General features: G+C 41.5%; 17 protein-coding genes and 1 pseudogene. 12 read left to right on the plus strand and 6 right to left on the minus strand.

The window, feature by feature from the left end:
• Positions 1 to 402: 402 nt before the first annotated feature.
• Both ACE1B6_RS06935 and ACE1B6_RS06940 read left to right on the plus strand, forming a co-directional pair.
• Positions 403 to 693 carry a type II toxin-antitoxin system TacA family antitoxin gene (locus tag ACE1B6_RS06935; protein ID WP_413256519.1) on the plus strand — a complete coding sequence of 97 codons (291 nt, stop codon included), beginning with the start codon at positions 403 to 405 and terminating at the stop codon, positions 691 to 693.
• Positions 690 to 851, plus strand: a pseudogene (locus ACE1B6_RS06940) (GNAT family N-acetyltransferase); the annotation flags it as partial. The gene ACE1B6_RS06935 and the pseudogene ACE1B6_RS06940, both read left to right, overlap by 4 nt.
• Positions 852 to 877: 26 nt before the next feature.
• Here ACE1B6_RS06940 and ACE1B6_RS06945 read toward each other — a convergent pair.
• The 3 genes from ACE1B6_RS06945 to ACE1B6_RS06955 form a co-directional block, all read right to left on the minus strand.
• Positions 878 to 1,861, minus strand: a complete 984-nt coding sequence (locus ACE1B6_RS06945; RefSeq protein ID WP_413256521.1) for an alpha/beta hydrolase family protein — start codon at positions 1,859 to 1,861, stop codon at positions 878 to 880.
• Between the two features lie 67 nt (positions 1,862 to 1,928).
• Positions 1,929 to 2,816 carry a metal ABC transporter permease gene (locus tag ACE1B6_RS06950; RefSeq protein ID WP_413256522.1) on the minus strand — a complete coding sequence of 296 codons (888 nt, stop codon included), beginning with the start codon at positions 2,814 to 2,816 and terminating at the stop codon, positions 1,929 to 1,931.
• Positions 2,817 to 2,860: 44 nt separating this feature from the next.
• On the minus strand, positions 2,861 to 3,658 hold the full coding sequence (locus tag ACE1B6_RS06955) for a metal ABC transporter ATP-binding protein (protein ID WP_413256523.1): 798 nt from the start codon (positions 3,656 to 3,658) through the stop codon (positions 2,861 to 2,863).
• Between the two features lie 89 nt (positions 3,659 to 3,747).
• On the opposite strand from ACE1B6_RS06955, the gene ACE1B6_RS06960 reads away from it, so the two are divergent.
• From ACE1B6_RS06960 to ACE1B6_RS06985, 6 genes are all read left to right on the plus strand, one after another.
• Positions 3,748 to 4,758, plus strand: coding sequence for a metal ABC transporter substrate-binding protein (locus tag ACE1B6_RS06960; RefSeq protein ID WP_413256524.1), 1,011 nt, complete (start codon positions 3,748 to 3,750; stop codon positions 4,756 to 4,758).
• Between the two features lie 341 nt (positions 4,759 to 5,099).
• Positions 5,100 to 6,416 carry a DNA cytosine methyltransferase gene (locus ACE1B6_RS06965; RefSeq protein ID WP_413256525.1) on the plus strand — a complete coding sequence of 439 codons (1,317 nt, stop codon included), beginning with the start codon at positions 5,100 to 5,102 and terminating at the stop codon, positions 6,414 to 6,416.
• A gap of 122 nt (positions 6,417 to 6,538) precedes the next feature.
• Positions 6,539 to 7,225 (plus strand): deoxyribose-phosphate aldolase, encoded by a 687-nt coding sequence (deoC, locus tag ACE1B6_RS06970; RefSeq protein WP_413256526.1) that lies wholly within the window; start codon positions 6,539 to 6,541, stop codon positions 7,223 to 7,225.
• A 187-nt stretch (positions 7,226 to 7,412) separates the two neighbouring features.
• On the plus strand, positions 7,413 to 8,324 hold the full coding sequence (recO, locus tag ACE1B6_RS06975; RefSeq protein ID WP_413256527.1) for a DNA repair protein RecO: 912 nt from the start codon (positions 7,413 to 7,415) through the stop codon (positions 8,322 to 8,324).
• Between the two features lie 42 nt (positions 8,325 to 8,366).
• Entirely contained in the window at positions 8,367 to 9,983 is a 1,617-nt protein-coding gene (locus ACE1B6_RS06980; protein WP_413256528.1) for an MFS transporter, read from the plus strand.
• Between the two features lie 171 nt (positions 9,984 to 10,154).
• On the plus strand, positions 10,155 to 11,312 hold the full coding sequence (locus ACE1B6_RS06985; RefSeq protein ID WP_413256529.1) for a glycosyltransferase family 4 protein: 1,158 nt from the start codon (positions 10,155 to 10,157) through the stop codon (positions 11,310 to 11,312).
• 87 nt (positions 11,313 to 11,399) lie between these two features.
• On the opposite strand, the gene hpf is transcribed toward ACE1B6_RS06985, so the two are convergent.
• On the minus strand, positions 11,400 to 12,041 hold the full coding sequence (gene hpf / locus ACE1B6_RS06990) for a ribosome hibernation-promoting factor, HPF/YfiA family (RefSeq protein ID WP_413256530.1): 642 nt from the start codon (positions 12,039 to 12,041) through the stop codon (positions 11,400 to 11,402).
• Positions 12,042 to 12,555: 514 nt separating this feature from the next.
• Between hpf and lipB the strand changes: the two genes are divergently transcribed.
• Together lipB and ACE1B6_RS07000 are read left to right on the plus strand one after the other, a co-directional pair.
• Complete coding sequence (lipB, locus tag ACE1B6_RS06995) at positions 12,556 to 13,266, plus strand: lipoyl(octanoyl) transferase LipB (protein WP_413256601.1); 711 nt, start codon at positions 12,556 to 12,558, stop codon at positions 13,264 to 13,266.
• On the plus strand, positions 13,263 to 14,219 hold the full coding sequence (locus tag ACE1B6_RS07000) for an endonuclease/exonuclease/phosphatase family protein (RefSeq protein ID WP_413256531.1): 957 nt from the start codon (positions 13,263 to 13,265) through the stop codon (positions 14,217 to 14,219). Before lipB ends, ACE1B6_RS07000 begins: the two co-directional genes overlap by 4 nt.
• Before the next feature lie 97 nt (positions 14,220 to 14,316).
• On the opposite strand, the gene ACE1B6_RS07005 is transcribed toward ACE1B6_RS07000, so the two are convergent.
• Positions 14,317 to 14,523 (minus strand): hypothetical protein, encoded by a 207-nt coding sequence (locus ACE1B6_RS07005; protein ID WP_413256532.1) that lies wholly within the window; start codon positions 14,521 to 14,523, stop codon positions 14,317 to 14,319.
• Positions 14,524 to 14,636: 113 nt separating this feature from the next.
• Here ACE1B6_RS07005 and ACE1B6_RS07010 point away from each other — a divergent pair, with 113 nt between their 5' ends.
• Together ACE1B6_RS07010 and ACE1B6_RS07015 are read left to right on the plus strand one after the other, a co-directional pair.
• Positions 14,637 to 15,245, plus strand: coding sequence for a DUF1802 family protein (locus ACE1B6_RS07010; protein ID WP_413256533.1), 609 nt, complete (start codon positions 14,637 to 14,639; stop codon positions 15,243 to 15,245).
• 196 nt (positions 15,246 to 15,441) lie between these two features.
• Positions 15,442 to 15,696: a hypothetical protein gene (locus tag ACE1B6_RS07015; RefSeq protein ID WP_413256534.1), complete on the plus strand. Its 255-nt coding sequence runs from the start codon at positions 15,442 to 15,444 to the stop codon at positions 15,694 to 15,696.
• Between the two features lie 273 nt (positions 15,697 to 15,969).
• Here ACE1B6_RS07015 and ACE1B6_RS07020 read toward each other — a convergent pair whose 3' ends face one another.
• Positions 15,970 to 16,872, minus strand: coding sequence for a glycine betaine ABC transporter substrate-binding protein (locus ACE1B6_RS07020; RefSeq protein WP_413256535.1), 903 nt, complete (start codon positions 16,870 to 16,872; stop codon positions 15,970 to 15,972).

The raw sequence follows: 16,872 nt of genomic DNA on the forward strand, positions 1-16,872 counted from the left end.
AATTAGTAATAGTATAGCTTGGGAAAATGTCAGCGTCAAATTATATTGATTCGCTACGCTCAGTCTGAGTCCTTGGTCGCAATTCATCTCCCGCTAACCCTGTCGGGTGTAACGGGAGTCTTCTTGCGACATTGAGATAAAGGTGTAACGTCAATCGAAAAAGCCGAGCAATTTCGTAAATGGGTCGCTCAATTTCCTAAAAGTAATGTTAATCTATCTGATGAAGCTCTACGCCGAGAAAAGATTTATGACGATCGAGGCAGATGACCAACTATTTGCTAGATACAAATATTATTCTCAGATTTACTGATACTGACTCTGCCTCGAAGGATATCGTAATGTCTTTGTCATTACATAATGTTAAAATAATTTAATCAGGAATTACACACCCATCAAGCAACCATGACCAGTAAAACAAAAAGTACGACTCCGCGTAACACACTAAATTTGCGGATTAAGCCAGAAGAACGCAATTTAATCGATATGGCAGCGAAAGTGCAAGGCAAGAATAGGACTGATTTTATTTTGGAAGCGGCGCGGAATGCGGCAGAGGAAACCTTGCTAGAACGGAGTATTTTGGGGGCTAGTCCCGAAGCTTATGCAGAATTTATCGCGCTTCTAGATGCCCCACCTCAACCGAATGAACGTTTACGCAAAACCATGCAGACGACCCCACCTTGGGACAAAGAATGAGTTTAAGACCACCTGAACCTCTGGCTAGTCATCACGAAATCACTGATTTTTCCTGCGGAATTGTATCACTTGATGATTGGTTGAAGCGTCGGGCATTAGCTAATCAAACCAGTGGTGCTACTAGAACTTTTGTTACCTGCGTTGACAATAGGGTGATAAACCCCACCTGAAAGCTTTTTAGTTTTCATTTGCGCTCAAAAGCAGCGATTAAAGGATTTGAATCAGGTTGCATTTTCTCAAGTATTGCTAATGCTTCTGATTTTTGGCGAACATGAGCATCAATAAACAAAGAAATTGATTCTTCAATTAAAGAACGGATATTTTCTTCTGGTTGGGTAGAGGGAAAATCTAAAAATGCCCTATCAGTAGTTGGGTCTTGGGGATGAACCATTGAATAATGATTCGCTCCTTCTATAATTATTAAATAGGTATCATTTCGATTTCCGGTAATTGCTTCCCGAAAAGTTCGCATCATTGACCTAGTTGGACTATCTTCTTTAATACCATAAATATATCTGCTATTAGTAATTACACCATCACAAGTGCCACCGATTAACAACATTGGTAATGTCGAAGGTAGGGGGAGAAAAGTATCTGCTGGATAACCTAACATCATGGGGGCGGCACTATGAACAGCGTAGCCAAAAGCAGCAGCAACTTGGGGGAAAAATTCCGGGTTAGCACTTTCTAAAGCGACTCTTCCACCAGCAGAATGTCCACCTAAAATTACCTGTTGTAAGTTTAGCATTCCTGCTAGTAACCCTTCGGTTTGTAAGCTTTCTAATTCAGCTAATAAGGCGGGTAAAGCGGAGGCAGTGGGCGCAGTTCCATAAGTGTTAGGTGCTAACATTTGGGTATCGACTCCCGGAGTTAAAGCAACTATTCCGGGGAAGTTTTCCGCTACCCAAGCAAAGGTGACAACTACTATTCCTTTTTCTGCTAGTTTAACTGCTAACCATTGGTAATTTTCGGGGCCGCAGTTGACTCCGCCAAAGAAAATAACTACGGGGAAAGGTGCTTTTTCTGACTCGGCTGGAATGATACCCTGAGTCTTTTCTAATTCACTCCCGGACATCTGGGCGGGATAGAATATTTTGAGATGAATTGTGTCGTAAGGTGCGGTAGCATTTTTGACTTTTGTAGACCGGAAAAAAGCACGAACAGTCATAAGCAATTCACCATTCAACTGTTCATATTATGCAAGTTAGAAAGGGAAGATTTAGGGAAGTTACTGTTTAACGAAATAATTGTTTTAGTTCTCTGATTATCGATGATTGTCCCAAGTTTAATTGTTTCTGGGTGAAGATGCCGTAATTGGGGCTAAAGAGTAATGCTAAGATAAAAAATCCCGATGCGACTAAGACAATGGCGGGGCCGGAAGGTAAGTTATAAAAGTAGCTGAGATACATTCCTGAAATACTGGAAATAATTCCTATTCCTGCCCCTAAAATCATCATTTTATGCAGACGTTTTACTAATAAATATGCTGTGGCTCCGGGAGTAATTAATAATGCTAAAACTAAGATTACTCCGACTGCTTTCATGCTGGCAACTATGGTTAAGGCGATGAGTAGCATTAAGCCAAAGTTGAGGAGATTTACTGGTAAACCTGCGGCTTGTGCGCCTAGTGGATCGAAGGTGTAAAAGAGTAGTTCTTTGTAAAGTAATCCTACCACAAATAAGATGATGGCGGCAATAATTGCGGTGTCCCAAACTTCGTCAAAGGTAACTCCTAAGATGTTGCCAAATAGGAAGTGATTGAGGTCGATTTTGTTGCTTTTTTGGATGATGGTAATTAAGGTTATGCCAAGGGCGAAAAATGCGGAGAATACTATGCCCATTGCGGCATCTTCTTTGATGGGCGATCGAGTTTTGATAAATGCGATCGCGATCGTACTAATCACCCCCGCAATAAAAGCGCCAATGAAAATATTAGCACCTAACATGAAGGCGATCGCTAACCCAGGTAACACCGAATGACTAATAGCATCTCCTAGCAAAGCTAGTCTTTGTACCATTAAATAACTGCCCACAACCGCACAAATTAAACCAACTAATATGGCGATAATTAGCGATCGCTGCATGAAACTATATTGTAATGGTTCGATTAAGGCTTCGAGCATAGATTATAAACCGCAAAGGACGCAAAGAACGCAAAGAAAAGAGCTTAAGCTGCTTTTCCTTGGAAGAAAATCACTTGTCCACCATAAGCACGATAAAGGTTTTCTTGGGTAAATACTTTTTCTCTAGAACCTGCGGCAATTAATCCTTGATTTAATAAGATTAAATCATCAAAATTAGCGATCGATTCGCCTAAATCATGATTCACAACTAAAACAATTTTGCCTTCATTAGCTAGTTCGCGGAAAATTTCAAATATTACCGCTTCAGTTTTTTGATCTATGCCAGCAAAGGGTTCATCAAAACAGAAAATTTCCGCTTCTTGTGCTAACGCCCTAGCTAAGAATACCCTTTGTTGTTGTCCCCCGGAAAGTTGTCCAATAGGTCGATCGCGAAATGCACTCATTCCCACTCTTTCTAACGCTGTTTCGCTAATTTTACGACTCACATTAGAAAAGCGGCGAAACCATCCCGTTTTTTTCACTCTCCCCATCATGACTACATCCCAAACTGTCGCCGGATAAGTCCAGTCTATTTGCGATCGTTGCGGTACATAAGCAACTTTTGCCAACTGATCCATCAAAGGTTGATTTTGATAAATTGTCGTACCACTACTAACCGGAATTAACCCTAACATTCCTTTTAACAGCGTACTCTTTCCTGCACCATTAGGGCCAATAATTCCGGTAACTTTACCAGAATTTAGCGTAAAACTAACATCCTGCAACGCTTCTACCGTGCGGTACTTGACCCCCAAGTGATTAACCGTAATCCTGGGAATATCCCTAACATGGCAAATTTGCTGCGTCCAGTGTTCGTCGGTGGGTAAGCTGATAGTTCTCATAATCTTGATTCGATCGTACTTCCTTGAGCATACTATAAATATGAGACAATTATGAAAACATCTATAAAAGGAATGAATAGCAAAGATAAATGGCACTAATTATTCAGACCCCTAACCGGACGCAATCTAAGTTTTCCGCCAAAGCATTAGCCGTTACCTTGTCCTTCCTAGCTTTTGGCTTACTTAGTTGTAACCCCCAAACCGCTAACCGTTCCCAAACGCAGACAAACGGAAAACCCAACGTTGTCGCCACTAGCACCATCCTCGCCGACTTGACAGAGGAAGTGGGAGGAGACGAAATAGAGTTAAAGGGAATTTTGCAACCTGGTGCAGATCCTCACGTTTACGAACCAGTTCCCGCCGACAGCGTAGCATTTGAAAAAGCCGAATTAATAGTTTATAACGGCTACAACTTAGAACCGGGACTAATTAAATTAATGAATGCTACAGGTATTCAGGCGCGAAAAATAGCGGCGGGGGAAGTAGTCAAACCTTTACAGTTAGATAAAGGTAAAGGGGAAGTAGTCCCAGATCCTCACGTTTGGGGGAATGTAAAAAATGTAATTTTGATGGTGAATGAAATTCGCGATGCTTTAATTGCGTTATCACCAGAAGACCAACCAGAATTTACAGAAAATGCCCAAAAACTGAGCCAAGAATTGCAACAATTGGATGTTTGGATTACTCAACAAATTAAGACGATTCCACCAGATAAGCGTAAGTTAGTTACCAGTCATGATGCTTTTCAATATTATGGTCGTGGGTATGGATTAGAGATTTTTGGGACTTTAATTGGCATTAGTACCGAAGAACAACCCAGCGCCCAAACTGTCAAACAATTAGTGGATTCTTTGAAAAAGTCAAATGTACCAGCGATTTTTGCCGAAACCACAATTAATCCAGCTTTAATTAAAACTGTGGCACAGGAAGCGGGAGTTAAGTTAGCACCAAATCAACTTTATTCTGATTCTATCGGTGCAGTTGGTAGCGATGGAGACACCTACATTAAAATGATGGTTGCTAATACTAAGGCGATCGTCGAAGCTTTAGGCGGCAAGTATACACCATTTCAACCAAATCAAAAAACTCAGTCTAACTAAGCGATCGCCTAGTATGGCTTAGTCGTATTGCTACAGGTACAATGTTCTAAGTTATTTCTAATTTCAAATCATCCCCGCTGAAAATTCCTCCTACTTCCCGCATCCCCGCCTCCAAAGTACCAACCTTTATGAAGAAAATTGCTTAGTTTAAGTAACAAAATTTCCTGAATAGATTACAGAAAGTTCCTTGAAAGTATACCTGTTGTAACTTGCGAGGAAAGATTCAACCATAGCCGGAATTTTTGCTGTATTATTTCTAATAATTGGGTTAACTGTACAAAGAATCAGTTGGTAAACAGCTGATTCTTAAACTAATATTAAAAAAATCAACAGAATATCTCATGGAAAGCAGAAAACGGCCTATTGGTGTAGATTTATTTGCTGGTGCGGGTGGGATGACACTTGGTTTTGAACAAGCAGGATTCGACGTACTAGCTGCTGTAGAGATAGATCCAATTCATTGCGCCACCCACGAATATAACTTTCCGCTTTGGACTACTTTATGTCGTGATATTAACAAAACATCTGGCAGAGAAATTAGAGAACGATCGCAAATAGGCGATCGAGAAATTGACGTAGTATTTGGTGGTTCTCCTTGCCAAGGATTTTCGTTAATTGGCAAACGAGAATTAGGAGATCCGCGCAATACTTTGTTAAAACAATTTGTCAGAATAGTATTAGAACTAAAACCGAAATATTTCGTCCTCGAAAATGTCCGGGGATTGACCATTGGAAAACATCAAGAATTCCTGGGAGAAATTATTCAAGAATTTCAAGCAAACGGCTATAAATTAACAGAAGATTACCAAATTCTTAATGCGGCTCATTATGGAGTACCACAAGCGCGATCGCGAATATTTTTGTTAGGCTGTCGCCAAGATTTACCCTTACCAAAATATCCCGAACCCATCACCGCGACTAACTCCAAACGAGCCGGAAAAACTAAACAAACTACCACTTCAACATTACCTTTAGTTCCTACAGTTTGGCAAGCGATCGGAGATTTACCCGAAGTCCAAAATCACCAAGAATTATTCACAAAAGATTGGGTAATTGCCAAATACGGAATTCCCAGCGAATACGCAGCTAAACTTCGCAACTTAACAGAAGAAGAAAATAATTACAGCTATCCAAGAGAACTGGATTACACAATTATTACTGCTAGTTTGCGTACCAAACATTCCGAAGCAGCAATGCAAAGATTTGAACAAACAAGTCATGGCAAAATTGAACCAGTAAGCCGTTTTTATAAACTGCATCCCGAAGGAATTTGTAACACATTAAGAGCCGGAACAGCGAGTAATCAAGGTGCTTTTACATCCCCCCGACCGATTCACCCATTTACTCCGAGATGTATTACAGTCAGAGAAGCAGCAAGATTACATTCTTATCCCGATTGGTTCCGATTTCACTCCACAAAATGGCATGGTTTCCGACAAGTAGGGAATTCCGTACCACCTTTATTAGCAAAAGCGATCGCATCTGAAGTTATAAAAGCTTTAGGAGTACAACCAATTAAACCCATAGAAATCATCCCATTAGGAGATGAAAAATTACTAGAATTAACCATGACCCAAGCTGCCGGAAAATATCTAGTTGACCCCCAAATTATCGAACCCAGAAAACGAGATTACAAAAAACTACAAACCGCCGTCTAAGTCCGTTGTCGGCACTTCAGTACCCATCGCGAACAGAGCGCCGACAACGAACAGATTATTTTTCCCTGTTCCCTGATTTTGTGATATTAAAATAACGAAAGATAGTTAGGGAAAAAACCGAGATGGCGAGAGTTGAACCAGAAATTGACATTGCGCCATTTATTGACCATGCACTGCTAAATCCCACCGCTACCCCAGAACAAGTACAACAGTGGTGTGAAGAAGCAGAAAGATATCACTTCGCAGCAGTTTGCGTTTATCCTACTCATGTAAGATTAGCAGCGGAATTACTCCAGAACAAAGCGCCCAAAGTTTGTACAGTCATTGGATTTCCTTCAGGTGCTACCACCTCTGCCGTCAAACTTTATGAAGCCCAAGAAGCAGTAGAAAATGGATGCACCGAGTTAGATGTAGTAATTAATCTTGGCTGGCTAAAAAGTGGAAAAACCGAGGCAGTACACCGAGAAATTGCCGAAATTTGCGAAGAGACAGGTCAAGCAGTCAAAGTAATTTTAGAAACCGCCCTATTGACAGATGCCGAAAAACGACTATCGGCAGAGGTATGTATGGATGCAGGGGCAGCATACTTAAAAACAAGTACAGGATGGTACACTGGTGCCACAGTTGCCGATGTCAGACTGCTAAAAGAAATCACTAAAGGTAGTGTCGGCATTAAAGCATCAGGGGGCATTCGGACTTTAGAACAAGCAGTTGACCTAATTATTGCCGGAGCAACTCGCTTGGGTACTTCTCGCGGTGTCGATTTGCTTCGACAACGCGATAACCTGGAAGAAGAGACAGAGGAGTAGGGCAGAGGGGCAGGGGAGCAGGGGGGCAGGGGAGCAGGGGGGCAGGGGAGCAGGGGAGCAGAGGAGAGAAAAACTCAAAACTCCCCCCACCTTCCCACCTTCCCACCTTCCCACCTCCCCAATCCCCAGTCCCCAATCCCCAGTCCCCAATCCCCAGTCCCCAATCCCCAATCCCTAGTCCCTAGCAATGAGTAGAACCTATAAAGCAACTGGTATAAATCTGAAAAGTATGCCTTTGGGTGAGACGGACCGCTTGTTAACGATTTTGACAAGGGAGTTTGGCTTAATTCAGGCAGTAGCACCTGGGGCGCGGAAGCATCACTCAAAGTTAGGTGGGCGGAGTGAGTTATTTGTGGTGAATGAACTACTGATTGCTTCGGGGCGATCGCTAGATAAAATAACTCAAGCTGAAACTGTGCAAACCTATCCTAAACTAGGTGATAATCTGCTCAAACTTACAGCTAGTCAATACCTAGCAGAACTAATCCTTTGTCACGCCTTGAGCGAACAACCCCAGGAAGAACTGTTTTGTTTATTGACAGAACACCTGAGACGGATTGAGCAAATTCCCAAACTGACTGTAAATCGGTCTTTAGTGGTTTTAGCTTATCTGACTCATGCGGTGTTTCACACTTTAGCTCTCGCCGGAATTGCCCCTCAACTACGCCTTTGTTGTCTGACTCAACAACCGCTGACACCAGACTGGCAAACTCCAGAATGGCGAGTTGGTTTTAGTAACGCAGCTGGAGGTGTTGTCAACTTACTAGCATTAGCTCAGTTAAGAACAGAAGGCAGAGGGACTAACAAAGTAGGGGAACAGCGGGGAAATTACCGAATATCTAAAACTGTGATTCAACAAAAGGAGATTCCTAAATTAGATGCTCAACTTTCAGCTACCGAATTGTCACTATTTCAGCAATTAGCAAATCCTGAATTACCGCTAGTTGCCGAAAATGCAGGTGACGGTTTTTTTCAACAACCTAACTGGCTATCTATAGAAAAAGTTTTACGCCAGTACAGCCAATATCATTTTGGACGGCTGATTCGCTCAGCTGTTTTAATGGATACTTATTTAACTTCCCTGTCCACTTCCTCTTGATAAATCATGGAATGGTCTGATTCTGATAACAAAACAATAATAATGTCAACTCACGCTACTTTGTCCCAGGCTAAACCGAAACAGGTAAAGGTGGAACCGCAGAATGGAAACGGGAAACCCAAGAATGGGAAAGAAGAAACACAGATGCAAACTAAGGGAGACTTAAAAAACTTCTTAGCGTCGGAAAGTTTTATTCCCGCTTCTGGGAAATCCTTAAATTCTCAGCAGCAAAATGTGGTTCCGGGAAATAATGGCTTGATTCCGTCAACTTCTCCGAGTAATGGTTCGGCGGTGACTGAGGCTAAAGTTGCGCCAAAAACTAACGAAATAGAGCAAGAGGAAGAATCATCTGTTGGTTTTATTCCAGTTCTGAAAAATCGGAATTTTCTGGCGCTTTGGAGTGGTCAAGTTTTTTCCCAACTGGCGGATAAGGTTTATTTGGTGCTGATGATTGCGCTGATAGATACTCAATTTCAAGTTGGGAGTCAGACAATCAGTACTTGGGTATCAGCGATTATGATGGCGTTTACGATTCCCGCGATGTTGTTTGGTTCTTTTGCGGGTGTGTTTGTCGATCGCTGGTCGAAGCGTACAGTATTAGTATGGACGAATCTGTTTCGCGGTTTCTTGGTGCTGAGTATACCGACTTTGCTGTGGTTCTCTCAAGATTGGATATCATTGGCTAGTTTGCCAGCAGGTTTTTGTATTTTATTAGTAGTAACTTTCCTGGTTTCGACGCTGACGCAGTTTTTTGCTCCCGCAGAACAAGCGGCGATTCCGATGATTGTCGAACGTCGCCATTTGCTATCAGCGAACTCGCTTTACACAACGACAATGATGGCGCTGGTGGTAATTGGTTTTGCGGTGGGGGAACCACTGTTAGCTTTGGCTGATAGTTTGTGGTTAAACTTGGGCGGCGAGGGAAATATTGGTAAAGAGTTTTTGGTTGGTGGGTCTTATGCGATCGCAGGTTTACTGCTAATCTTGCTAAAAACCCACGAAAAAGTCAACCCGCAAGACCACGAAGCACCCCACGTTCTGGCGGATTTACGAGAAGCATGGCGTTATCTGAGTCATGAAAAGCGGGTGCGGAGTGCGCTTTTACAATTAATTATCTTATTTTCTGTCTTTGCTGCTCTTTCAGTTTTAGCAGTGCGCCTTGCAGAATTAATTCCCGGTTTAAAACCTTCTCAGTTTGGCTTTTTAATGTCGGCTGGCGGAGTTGGGATTGGAATAGGCTCGGCATTTTTAGGGAATTTCGGTCAACGATTATCCCACACTTGGTTGAGTTTATGCGGTTCTTTAGGAGTTGCAGCGGCTTTAATTGGTTTAGCTTTACTGCCCCATCATTTGTGGCTGGTGCTATTACTAGTGATGATACTGGGAACCTTTGGCTCTTTAGTAGCTGTACCAATGCAAACTACGATTCAACGGGAAACTCCCTCAGAAATGCGTGGTAAGGTGTTTGGGTTGCAGAATAATGCGATTAATATTGCCATGAGTTTACCTTTGGCTTTGGCTGGTGTGGCAGAAACGTTTTTTGGCTTAAACGCAGTTTTTCTAACTTTAGCTGCCGCTGCGATCGCAGGAGGGCTATTTACCTGGTATAGTTGCAACACTAGCTCTCACACAAACACACAATTTAACCAAGACTGCTAACAAAGTCTTATGGTAATCGGTAATTGGTTTTTCCAACTACCAACCATTGGTGTTAGGTGTTAGGTGTTAGGTGTTAGGGAAAAAGAAGTTCCCCAACTCCCAGCCCCCAGCCCCTATCCCCTTAAATAAGGCGTAGTTAGCTACTGGCAATTAGCAGTTGGCAAAACCTGAATGAGTCAGCTTCACATCGCTTGGCTGGGAAAAAAAACCCCTTTTTGCGGCAATGTCACCTACAGTCGGGAAATTACTAATGCTTTAATGGGTAGACATAAGATTAGTTTTCTCCACTTTGCAGGAGAAGAATCCGACTCAGACAAATGGCCTCAATATAAAGAAGTTTCCCTGCCCTTTTTATACAAGTCCCAGGTTTACACTATCCCCACATTACAATCAAGAAAAATTTTGATTGAATCGCTGCGGGATTTGCGACCAGACATCGTACACGCATCTCTTACCCTGTCTCCTTTAGATTTTGTACTTCCAGAAATCTGTCAGGAGCTAAATCTGCCCCTAGTGGCAACTTTCCATACTCCTTATGCTCGCAAAGGAGCCAAACTTAAATCGGGAACGCAATATCTGGCTTATCAACTATATTCACCTTTTTTAGCAAATTACGATCGGGTAATTGTCTTTTCCGAGATCCAACGGGAGCTACTCGCCCGAATGGGTGTTTCCCCCTTACAGGTAGCTGTAATTCCCAACGGTGTAGATGAGCAGAAGTATTGTCCCGGAACTTCTAACCTGAAATCTCAGTTTAATGCTAAACGTATTTTTGTTTATCAAGGTCGAATTGCCCCAGAAAAAAATGTCGAAGCTTTACTTAGGGCTTGGCAAAAAGCCAACATGGGGCCAGATTGCAAATTACTGATTGTCGGCGATGGGCCTTTAAAAACATCTTTAGAGCCATTTTATGATTCTGAATCTGGGATTATTTGGTTAGGATTTGTGGCTGATGAACAGCGGCGAATTGAGATTTTGCGAGGCTCAGATGTATTTATTCTCCCTTCTTTAGCTGAAGGTCTTTCTTTGTCTTTGTTGGAAGCAATGGCTTGTGGTGTAGCTTGTATCGCTACTGATGTCGGCGCAGATGGCGAAGTTTTAGAAGGTGGCGCTGGCATTGTTGTTAACCCTCAACGAGTGAAAACAGAGTTACAAACTTTGTTACCTCTGTTGCGCGACCACAAAGATTTCACTTCTACTTTAGGTCGCAATGCCAGGGCCAGAATTGTCGAAAGATACACTCTCAGCCGCAACATCGTTCAATTGGAAGAACTTTATCAGGAAGTCCTAGAAAAACCAATTTTTCCGCCGATGAAGCGCCGTGCTTGAGGGAATGGAGAGGTGGGGAGATGGGGAGATGGGGGGATGGGGAGATGGAAACAAATACTCCCCCTACCTCCCTACCTCCCTACCTCCCTACTTGGCTTGGGTTTTTTCAGCAACGGGGGTATTTTGGGCAGTTTTGCCGTTTTTGTGTCCGGTGTGACCGTTGTTACGGCGGGGTTGAATTACGCCGTAGCCGCCGTGATTGCGTTCGTAGATGACGTTGATTTCGCCTGTTTCGGCGTTGCAGAACATATAGAAGTCGTGATCTACTAGCTGCAATTGTTCTAAGGCTTCGTCAATGGTCATGGGAGGCATGGCGAAATATTTGGTTCGCACTACTTCGCCTGGTAGTTCGGGTGTGCGATCGCCAATTAAATCTGGTGTGACTGGCTGTTGTTCTACAACTTCAACAGTTTTAGATTGAACTTTCTTATCTAGGCGTTTCTCTTTGTATTTCCGTAGTTTACGGGCTATTTTATCTGCGACTAAATCAATGCTTGCATATAAGCTTTCACTACCTTCTTCTGCACGAATTACTGTACCGTTGGCATAAACTGTAACTTCAGCAATCTGCCTTTCGTTAATCCGAGGATTGCGGGCTACTGAAAGATGTACGTCAATCTCATTTGTTACGTTTAGATAATGACTTGTGGCTTTTTCCAATTTTTGATGTACATACTCACGAATTGCATCTGTGATTTCAATGTTTTTGCCGTGAATAACAAGCTTCATATCACATTCTCCCGCTTAATTCTTAATGCTGTACAGGCTTACCTTTCGCCTGCATCTATCTGTGGTTAGAAGGAAAGTTGGTCAGAGATTCCTACTTTCCCAATGGAAACTTTTTATCTGTTTTTAGGTGCGGAAATGCTGATATCTGTTAATTAGTTATCAGCTGAATAAATTTCCGAATTTTTCGGACTGACTCTCCTAAAAATCTACTTTTGGTATATAAAGCGCCTAAAATCTCTGCTACACGGCGCTATCTTACCTCGCCCACTTTGAGACTCAAACTTTAGCGTACCAACTTTTCAACTTAGCCGATCTCTTCTCTATGGGCATTTTTCCTTTAAATAGGCTTCCTCCTATTTCCTAAAAGTCCTTATATATAAAACAGTAGCATTTTGTATTCTGGAGTACATCTGTATTTGCCTAGTCTTTAAAATCTTTTGCATCTGTTGACAATTCTTGATTTAATTGTCAGACTTTTTTGGAAATTTGGTTCAATTTAGTCTTGATTTTGGTGATGATTTTGAGTAATAATGATATACCACTTTTGGGTATTGAGGCAAAACCGCGGCTCTGTTGGCTGTGGAATCAGGGAGTAGTGGACTACCAGGTAGCCTGGGAGTGGCAGCGATCGCTAGTTGCAGAACGGCGGGAAAAAGCCAATTTAGAAGATTTATTGATTTTGTTGGAGCATTCCTCAGTTTATACTTTGGGGACGGGGGCAAATCCAGAGTTTGTTAAATTTAACCTTGACAAGAGCGATTATTCAGTGTACCGCACTGAGCGTGGCGGTGAGGTAACGTATCATTGTCCAGGTCAGTTGGTGGGTTATCCGATTTTGAATTTGCGACATTATCGCCAAGATTTACATTGGTATTTGCGCCAGTTGGAGGAAGTGTTAATTCGGGTGTTGGCGAGTTATGATTTGCCAGGGGAAAGAGTTCCGGGTTATACAGGAGTTTGGTTGTCTGGGCGGAAGGTGGGGGCGATCGGTGTTAAAGTAAGTCGTTGGATTACAATGCACGGTTTTGCTTTGAATGTTTGTCCTGATTTGAGTGGTTTTAAACGGATTGTTCCTTGTGGAATTGCGGATAAACCTGTGGGCAGTTTAGCGGAATTTATTCCTGATATTACTGTAGAAGAGGTGCGGGGAAAAGTGGCGATCGCTTTTGCAGAAGTTTTTGGAGTTAAGCTAGTGGAAGCGAAAGTTAACTCTCTTTTCTTATGATTGGTAAATCCAAATTTAAGGATTTAATTTCCGGTAGTTTTATTCTGGTAACTATTCTGATTACCTTACTTACCATTACCGGGCATTTGGGCAAGTTTAATTATATTTTAGATATGACTGCTCATTTTAAGGTGCAATATCTAATCGTCGGATTTTGCCCATTTTTCTTTTTTTTGTTAACGCGGAACAAACTTTGGTGGATTATTAGCCTGAGTTGTATTTTCCTGAATTTAATGGAAGTTGTTCCTTGGTATTTGCCGCCAGCTGCGATCGCCCAAGAAACCAAAAGTGGACAATTAAGAGTCTTAATATCCAATGTCTTATTTAAGAATAAGAATTACGCAGCAGTCATCTCTTTAGTTAGAAAAGAAAACCCGGATGTTGCTGTTTTTGTGGAAGTTGGTAAAGTTTGGAATCAGGAATTAACAGTTTTAAAAGATCTACTTCCTTATCATGTAGTTTCTCAAGATTCTCCGAGGTTTGGTATTACTCTTTATAGTAAATTACCTTTGGAAAATGTGTCAATAGAAGAGTTTCAAGGTTCGAGAAAAACTATAGTTGCTGCTATTAAATTTCAGGGTAAAGAGATAACAGTTATCGGAACTCATCCAAGTTACCCGATTAGAAAATCGGGTTTTTTGCAAAGGAATTTACAATTAGAGGCAATGGCTGATTACTTGAAAAAAAATAAAAATCCCGTGATATTAATGGGCGATTTTAATATTACTATGTGGTCGCCAATTTATCAGCGATTTATTCAGGAAACGCAGTTAGAAAATGCCCGGTTTGGTTTTGGTGTACAACCGACATGGCCTAGTTCTTTGCCTTTATTAGCTATTCCTATAGATCATTGTTTAGTGAGTGGAAATATTCAAGTAATTAAATCTCGAATTGGTAGAGATGTAGGTTCGGATCATTTGCCAATTATTACTGATTTGGCGATCGGGGATTAGGGACTGGGGACTGGGGGACTGGGGGACAAGGGGACAAGGGGACAAGGGGACAAGGGGAAATTAATTAACTCGAAACTTTCCCAGTTCCTAGTCCCTATTAACTCCAATCCCACATTAAAGCTTCATTTTCTAAGGGATCGGTGACTGTGCGACCGATCGCATCAATTTCGGCTAAATCTTCGGGGGAAAGTTTGACTTGGGCGGCGATCGCATTTTCTTCGATTTGTTTAGCGTGACGTGCTCCAGTGATGGCATTTGTTTGGGTAATTTCTATGTCAGATGAACCTAGCTTTCTTTTTTCCATGATTATCTCCAATTTTATCTAATTATGCCTAATTTTATTATTTAATGTTCTTGCTGTCTGACAAATAACTAAAAAGCGTAGAATAGCCTTAGCTGCAATGGTAAAAAATCTCAATGGAATTAACAAGAATTAATTATGCCTTGAAAGAATGGGCGGTTGCTGTTGATGCTTTGTCAGCGGGAAAAACTATTTTATTGCTTCGCAAAGGTGGAATTCGGGAAGAGGGAAATCATTTTAAAGTTGCTCATAATGAGGTGTTGCTTTACCCGACTTTTGAACACCAAAAACCTGATTTATTAAAGCCGGAATATGCCGATCGAGTAACACCAGTAACATCAGGTTGGCATCCAGAAACTATTCGGATTGGGGCTTGGGCAAAAATTACTGATATTTTAATGGTAAGTTTTGAACCGAGTATTAAGGCGTTGTTGCCGTTCCATGTTTGGAATGAGAAATTTGTGAGCGATCGCTTAAAATGGAAGCCACTTCAGCCAATTTATCTTTTATTTCTACGTACTTACAAACTCAGTGAACCCCAAGAAATACCTTACCGTGCAGAATACGGTGGTTGCAAATCTTGGATTGAGCTTCAAGAAGATATTTCTGTTGCAAACACTACACCAGTCTTAACTGATACTGAATACAATAAACTCACCAGTGTAATTCGCAACTCGATCGCCAATCCGTCAGCATCTAATTTACAGAATCAATCGGAAATTTAATTATTTCTTTCGATGGATATTGGCAGATAAGTAAAGTTACCCTAATGGGTGATGCTGTACAAAGCAAACTTCTGCCAAGATATTGACAAATTACACAAGATAAGGTAGGTTAGCTGGAACCAGAAGCTTAGGAGCGCATCCTCACACAGCCTGCTTACAGCTTCACCTCCCACCCTTGAAAATAAAGGAGATTATTATGGCTGGACAGATGTGCTGGTTGCCTGGTATTGGCACAGGTGGCAATAAAATTTTACATTTACGGACATCATCTAACGAAAATTGGCGACCTTACACAGCTTTTCCCCAATTTTCTGTTCCTGACTATCGCGAACCTGGGGGTTCTAAAGGTTGGGCGACATATCAGAAATTATTCCGAGCAGGTTGGATTTTGGTACCTACTGCTGAAGCTAAGAAAGTTATGTTTGTCGATCCTAATGCGGAGGTTGCCTAAACCTGAATTTTTCTCAGAAGATTTCAGAATTTAGGCAGAAGGCAAAAGTAATTAAGAGGAGGTTTTTTCTTTTGCCTTTTTACACGGCTTAATTTTGGCAATTATTAATGCAGACAAAATTTAGCCACAATTTAAAAGTGATTTGTTTTTAAGCTGTTACGCATTTAAAAGTCATATTGTAGGGTGCGTCAGATTTAGATATTTTCCTTTCTACATAGGCTTTACCGTCTGACGCACCCCATTCGTTAATAAGTGATTTAAATGCGTAATAGCTTACTTTTTCTTTAACCCTTTGGATTGAAGAAATTGTTGTACAACTTGTTTAACATCGCTACCTTCTCCTTCAACTTGAAAGTTTAAACGCCGCATTTCTGCTTCGGAAATTTTGCCACTTAGCTGTTGAAATACTTCTCGTAATTCGGGATGTTTTTGTAGAGTTTGTTGGCGAATTATCGGTACAGCTTGGTATGGGGGAAAGAAAAGGCGATCGTCCTGTAAAACAGCTAAGTCGAAACGTCCAATTTGTCCATCGGTGGAATTCCCAGCAATTAAATCTACTTTTTTGTCTTTTAAAGCGGTATATATTAGACGCGAATCGATAACTTTTGGTGGTTCAGCAAAACTTAAATTATAAGTTTTTGCTAATCCGGTAAATCCATCTTTGCGATCGAGAAATTCATCAGCGAATCCCGCCCGCCACAGGGGGGTTTTGGGAGCAATTTGGGAAATAGTTTGCACTCTCATTTTTCTAGCATCTTCGCCACGAATCACCAGAGCGAAAGTGTTACTAAATCCTAAAGGAGGCATCACTTCTAAGTTAAAGTTCTGGTCATATTTCTGTTTAACTAGCTGGTAAACTTCTTCGGGGTTACTAATCGGTTCATTTTTCAAAATGGCGGAGAAAGCTGTACCACTGTACTCTACATAAGCGTCAATTTCGCCATTAGTTAAAGCGTTGTGTGCAACGAAAGTATCACCTAGATTTAGTTTCCGTTCAACTTTTAAATCTGTGTTAGCTTCGATATGTTGAGCAAGAAGTTCTCCCAAAATTAACTGTTCGGTAGAATTTTTCGAGCCAATGGCTATTAAGTTGTCTGGTTTGACGCTACAGCTAGCGATTAACATTGCTAAACTAAAGCCCAGCACGCAAAGTAGTATGAAGTCTCGCTTTTTCAT

The organism is Floridaenema fluviatile BLCC-F154 (assembly GCF_041929135.1).
Lineage (GTDB): Bacteria > Cyanobacteriota > Cyanobacteriia > Cyanobacteriales > Aerosakkonemataceae > Floridanema > Floridanema fluviatile.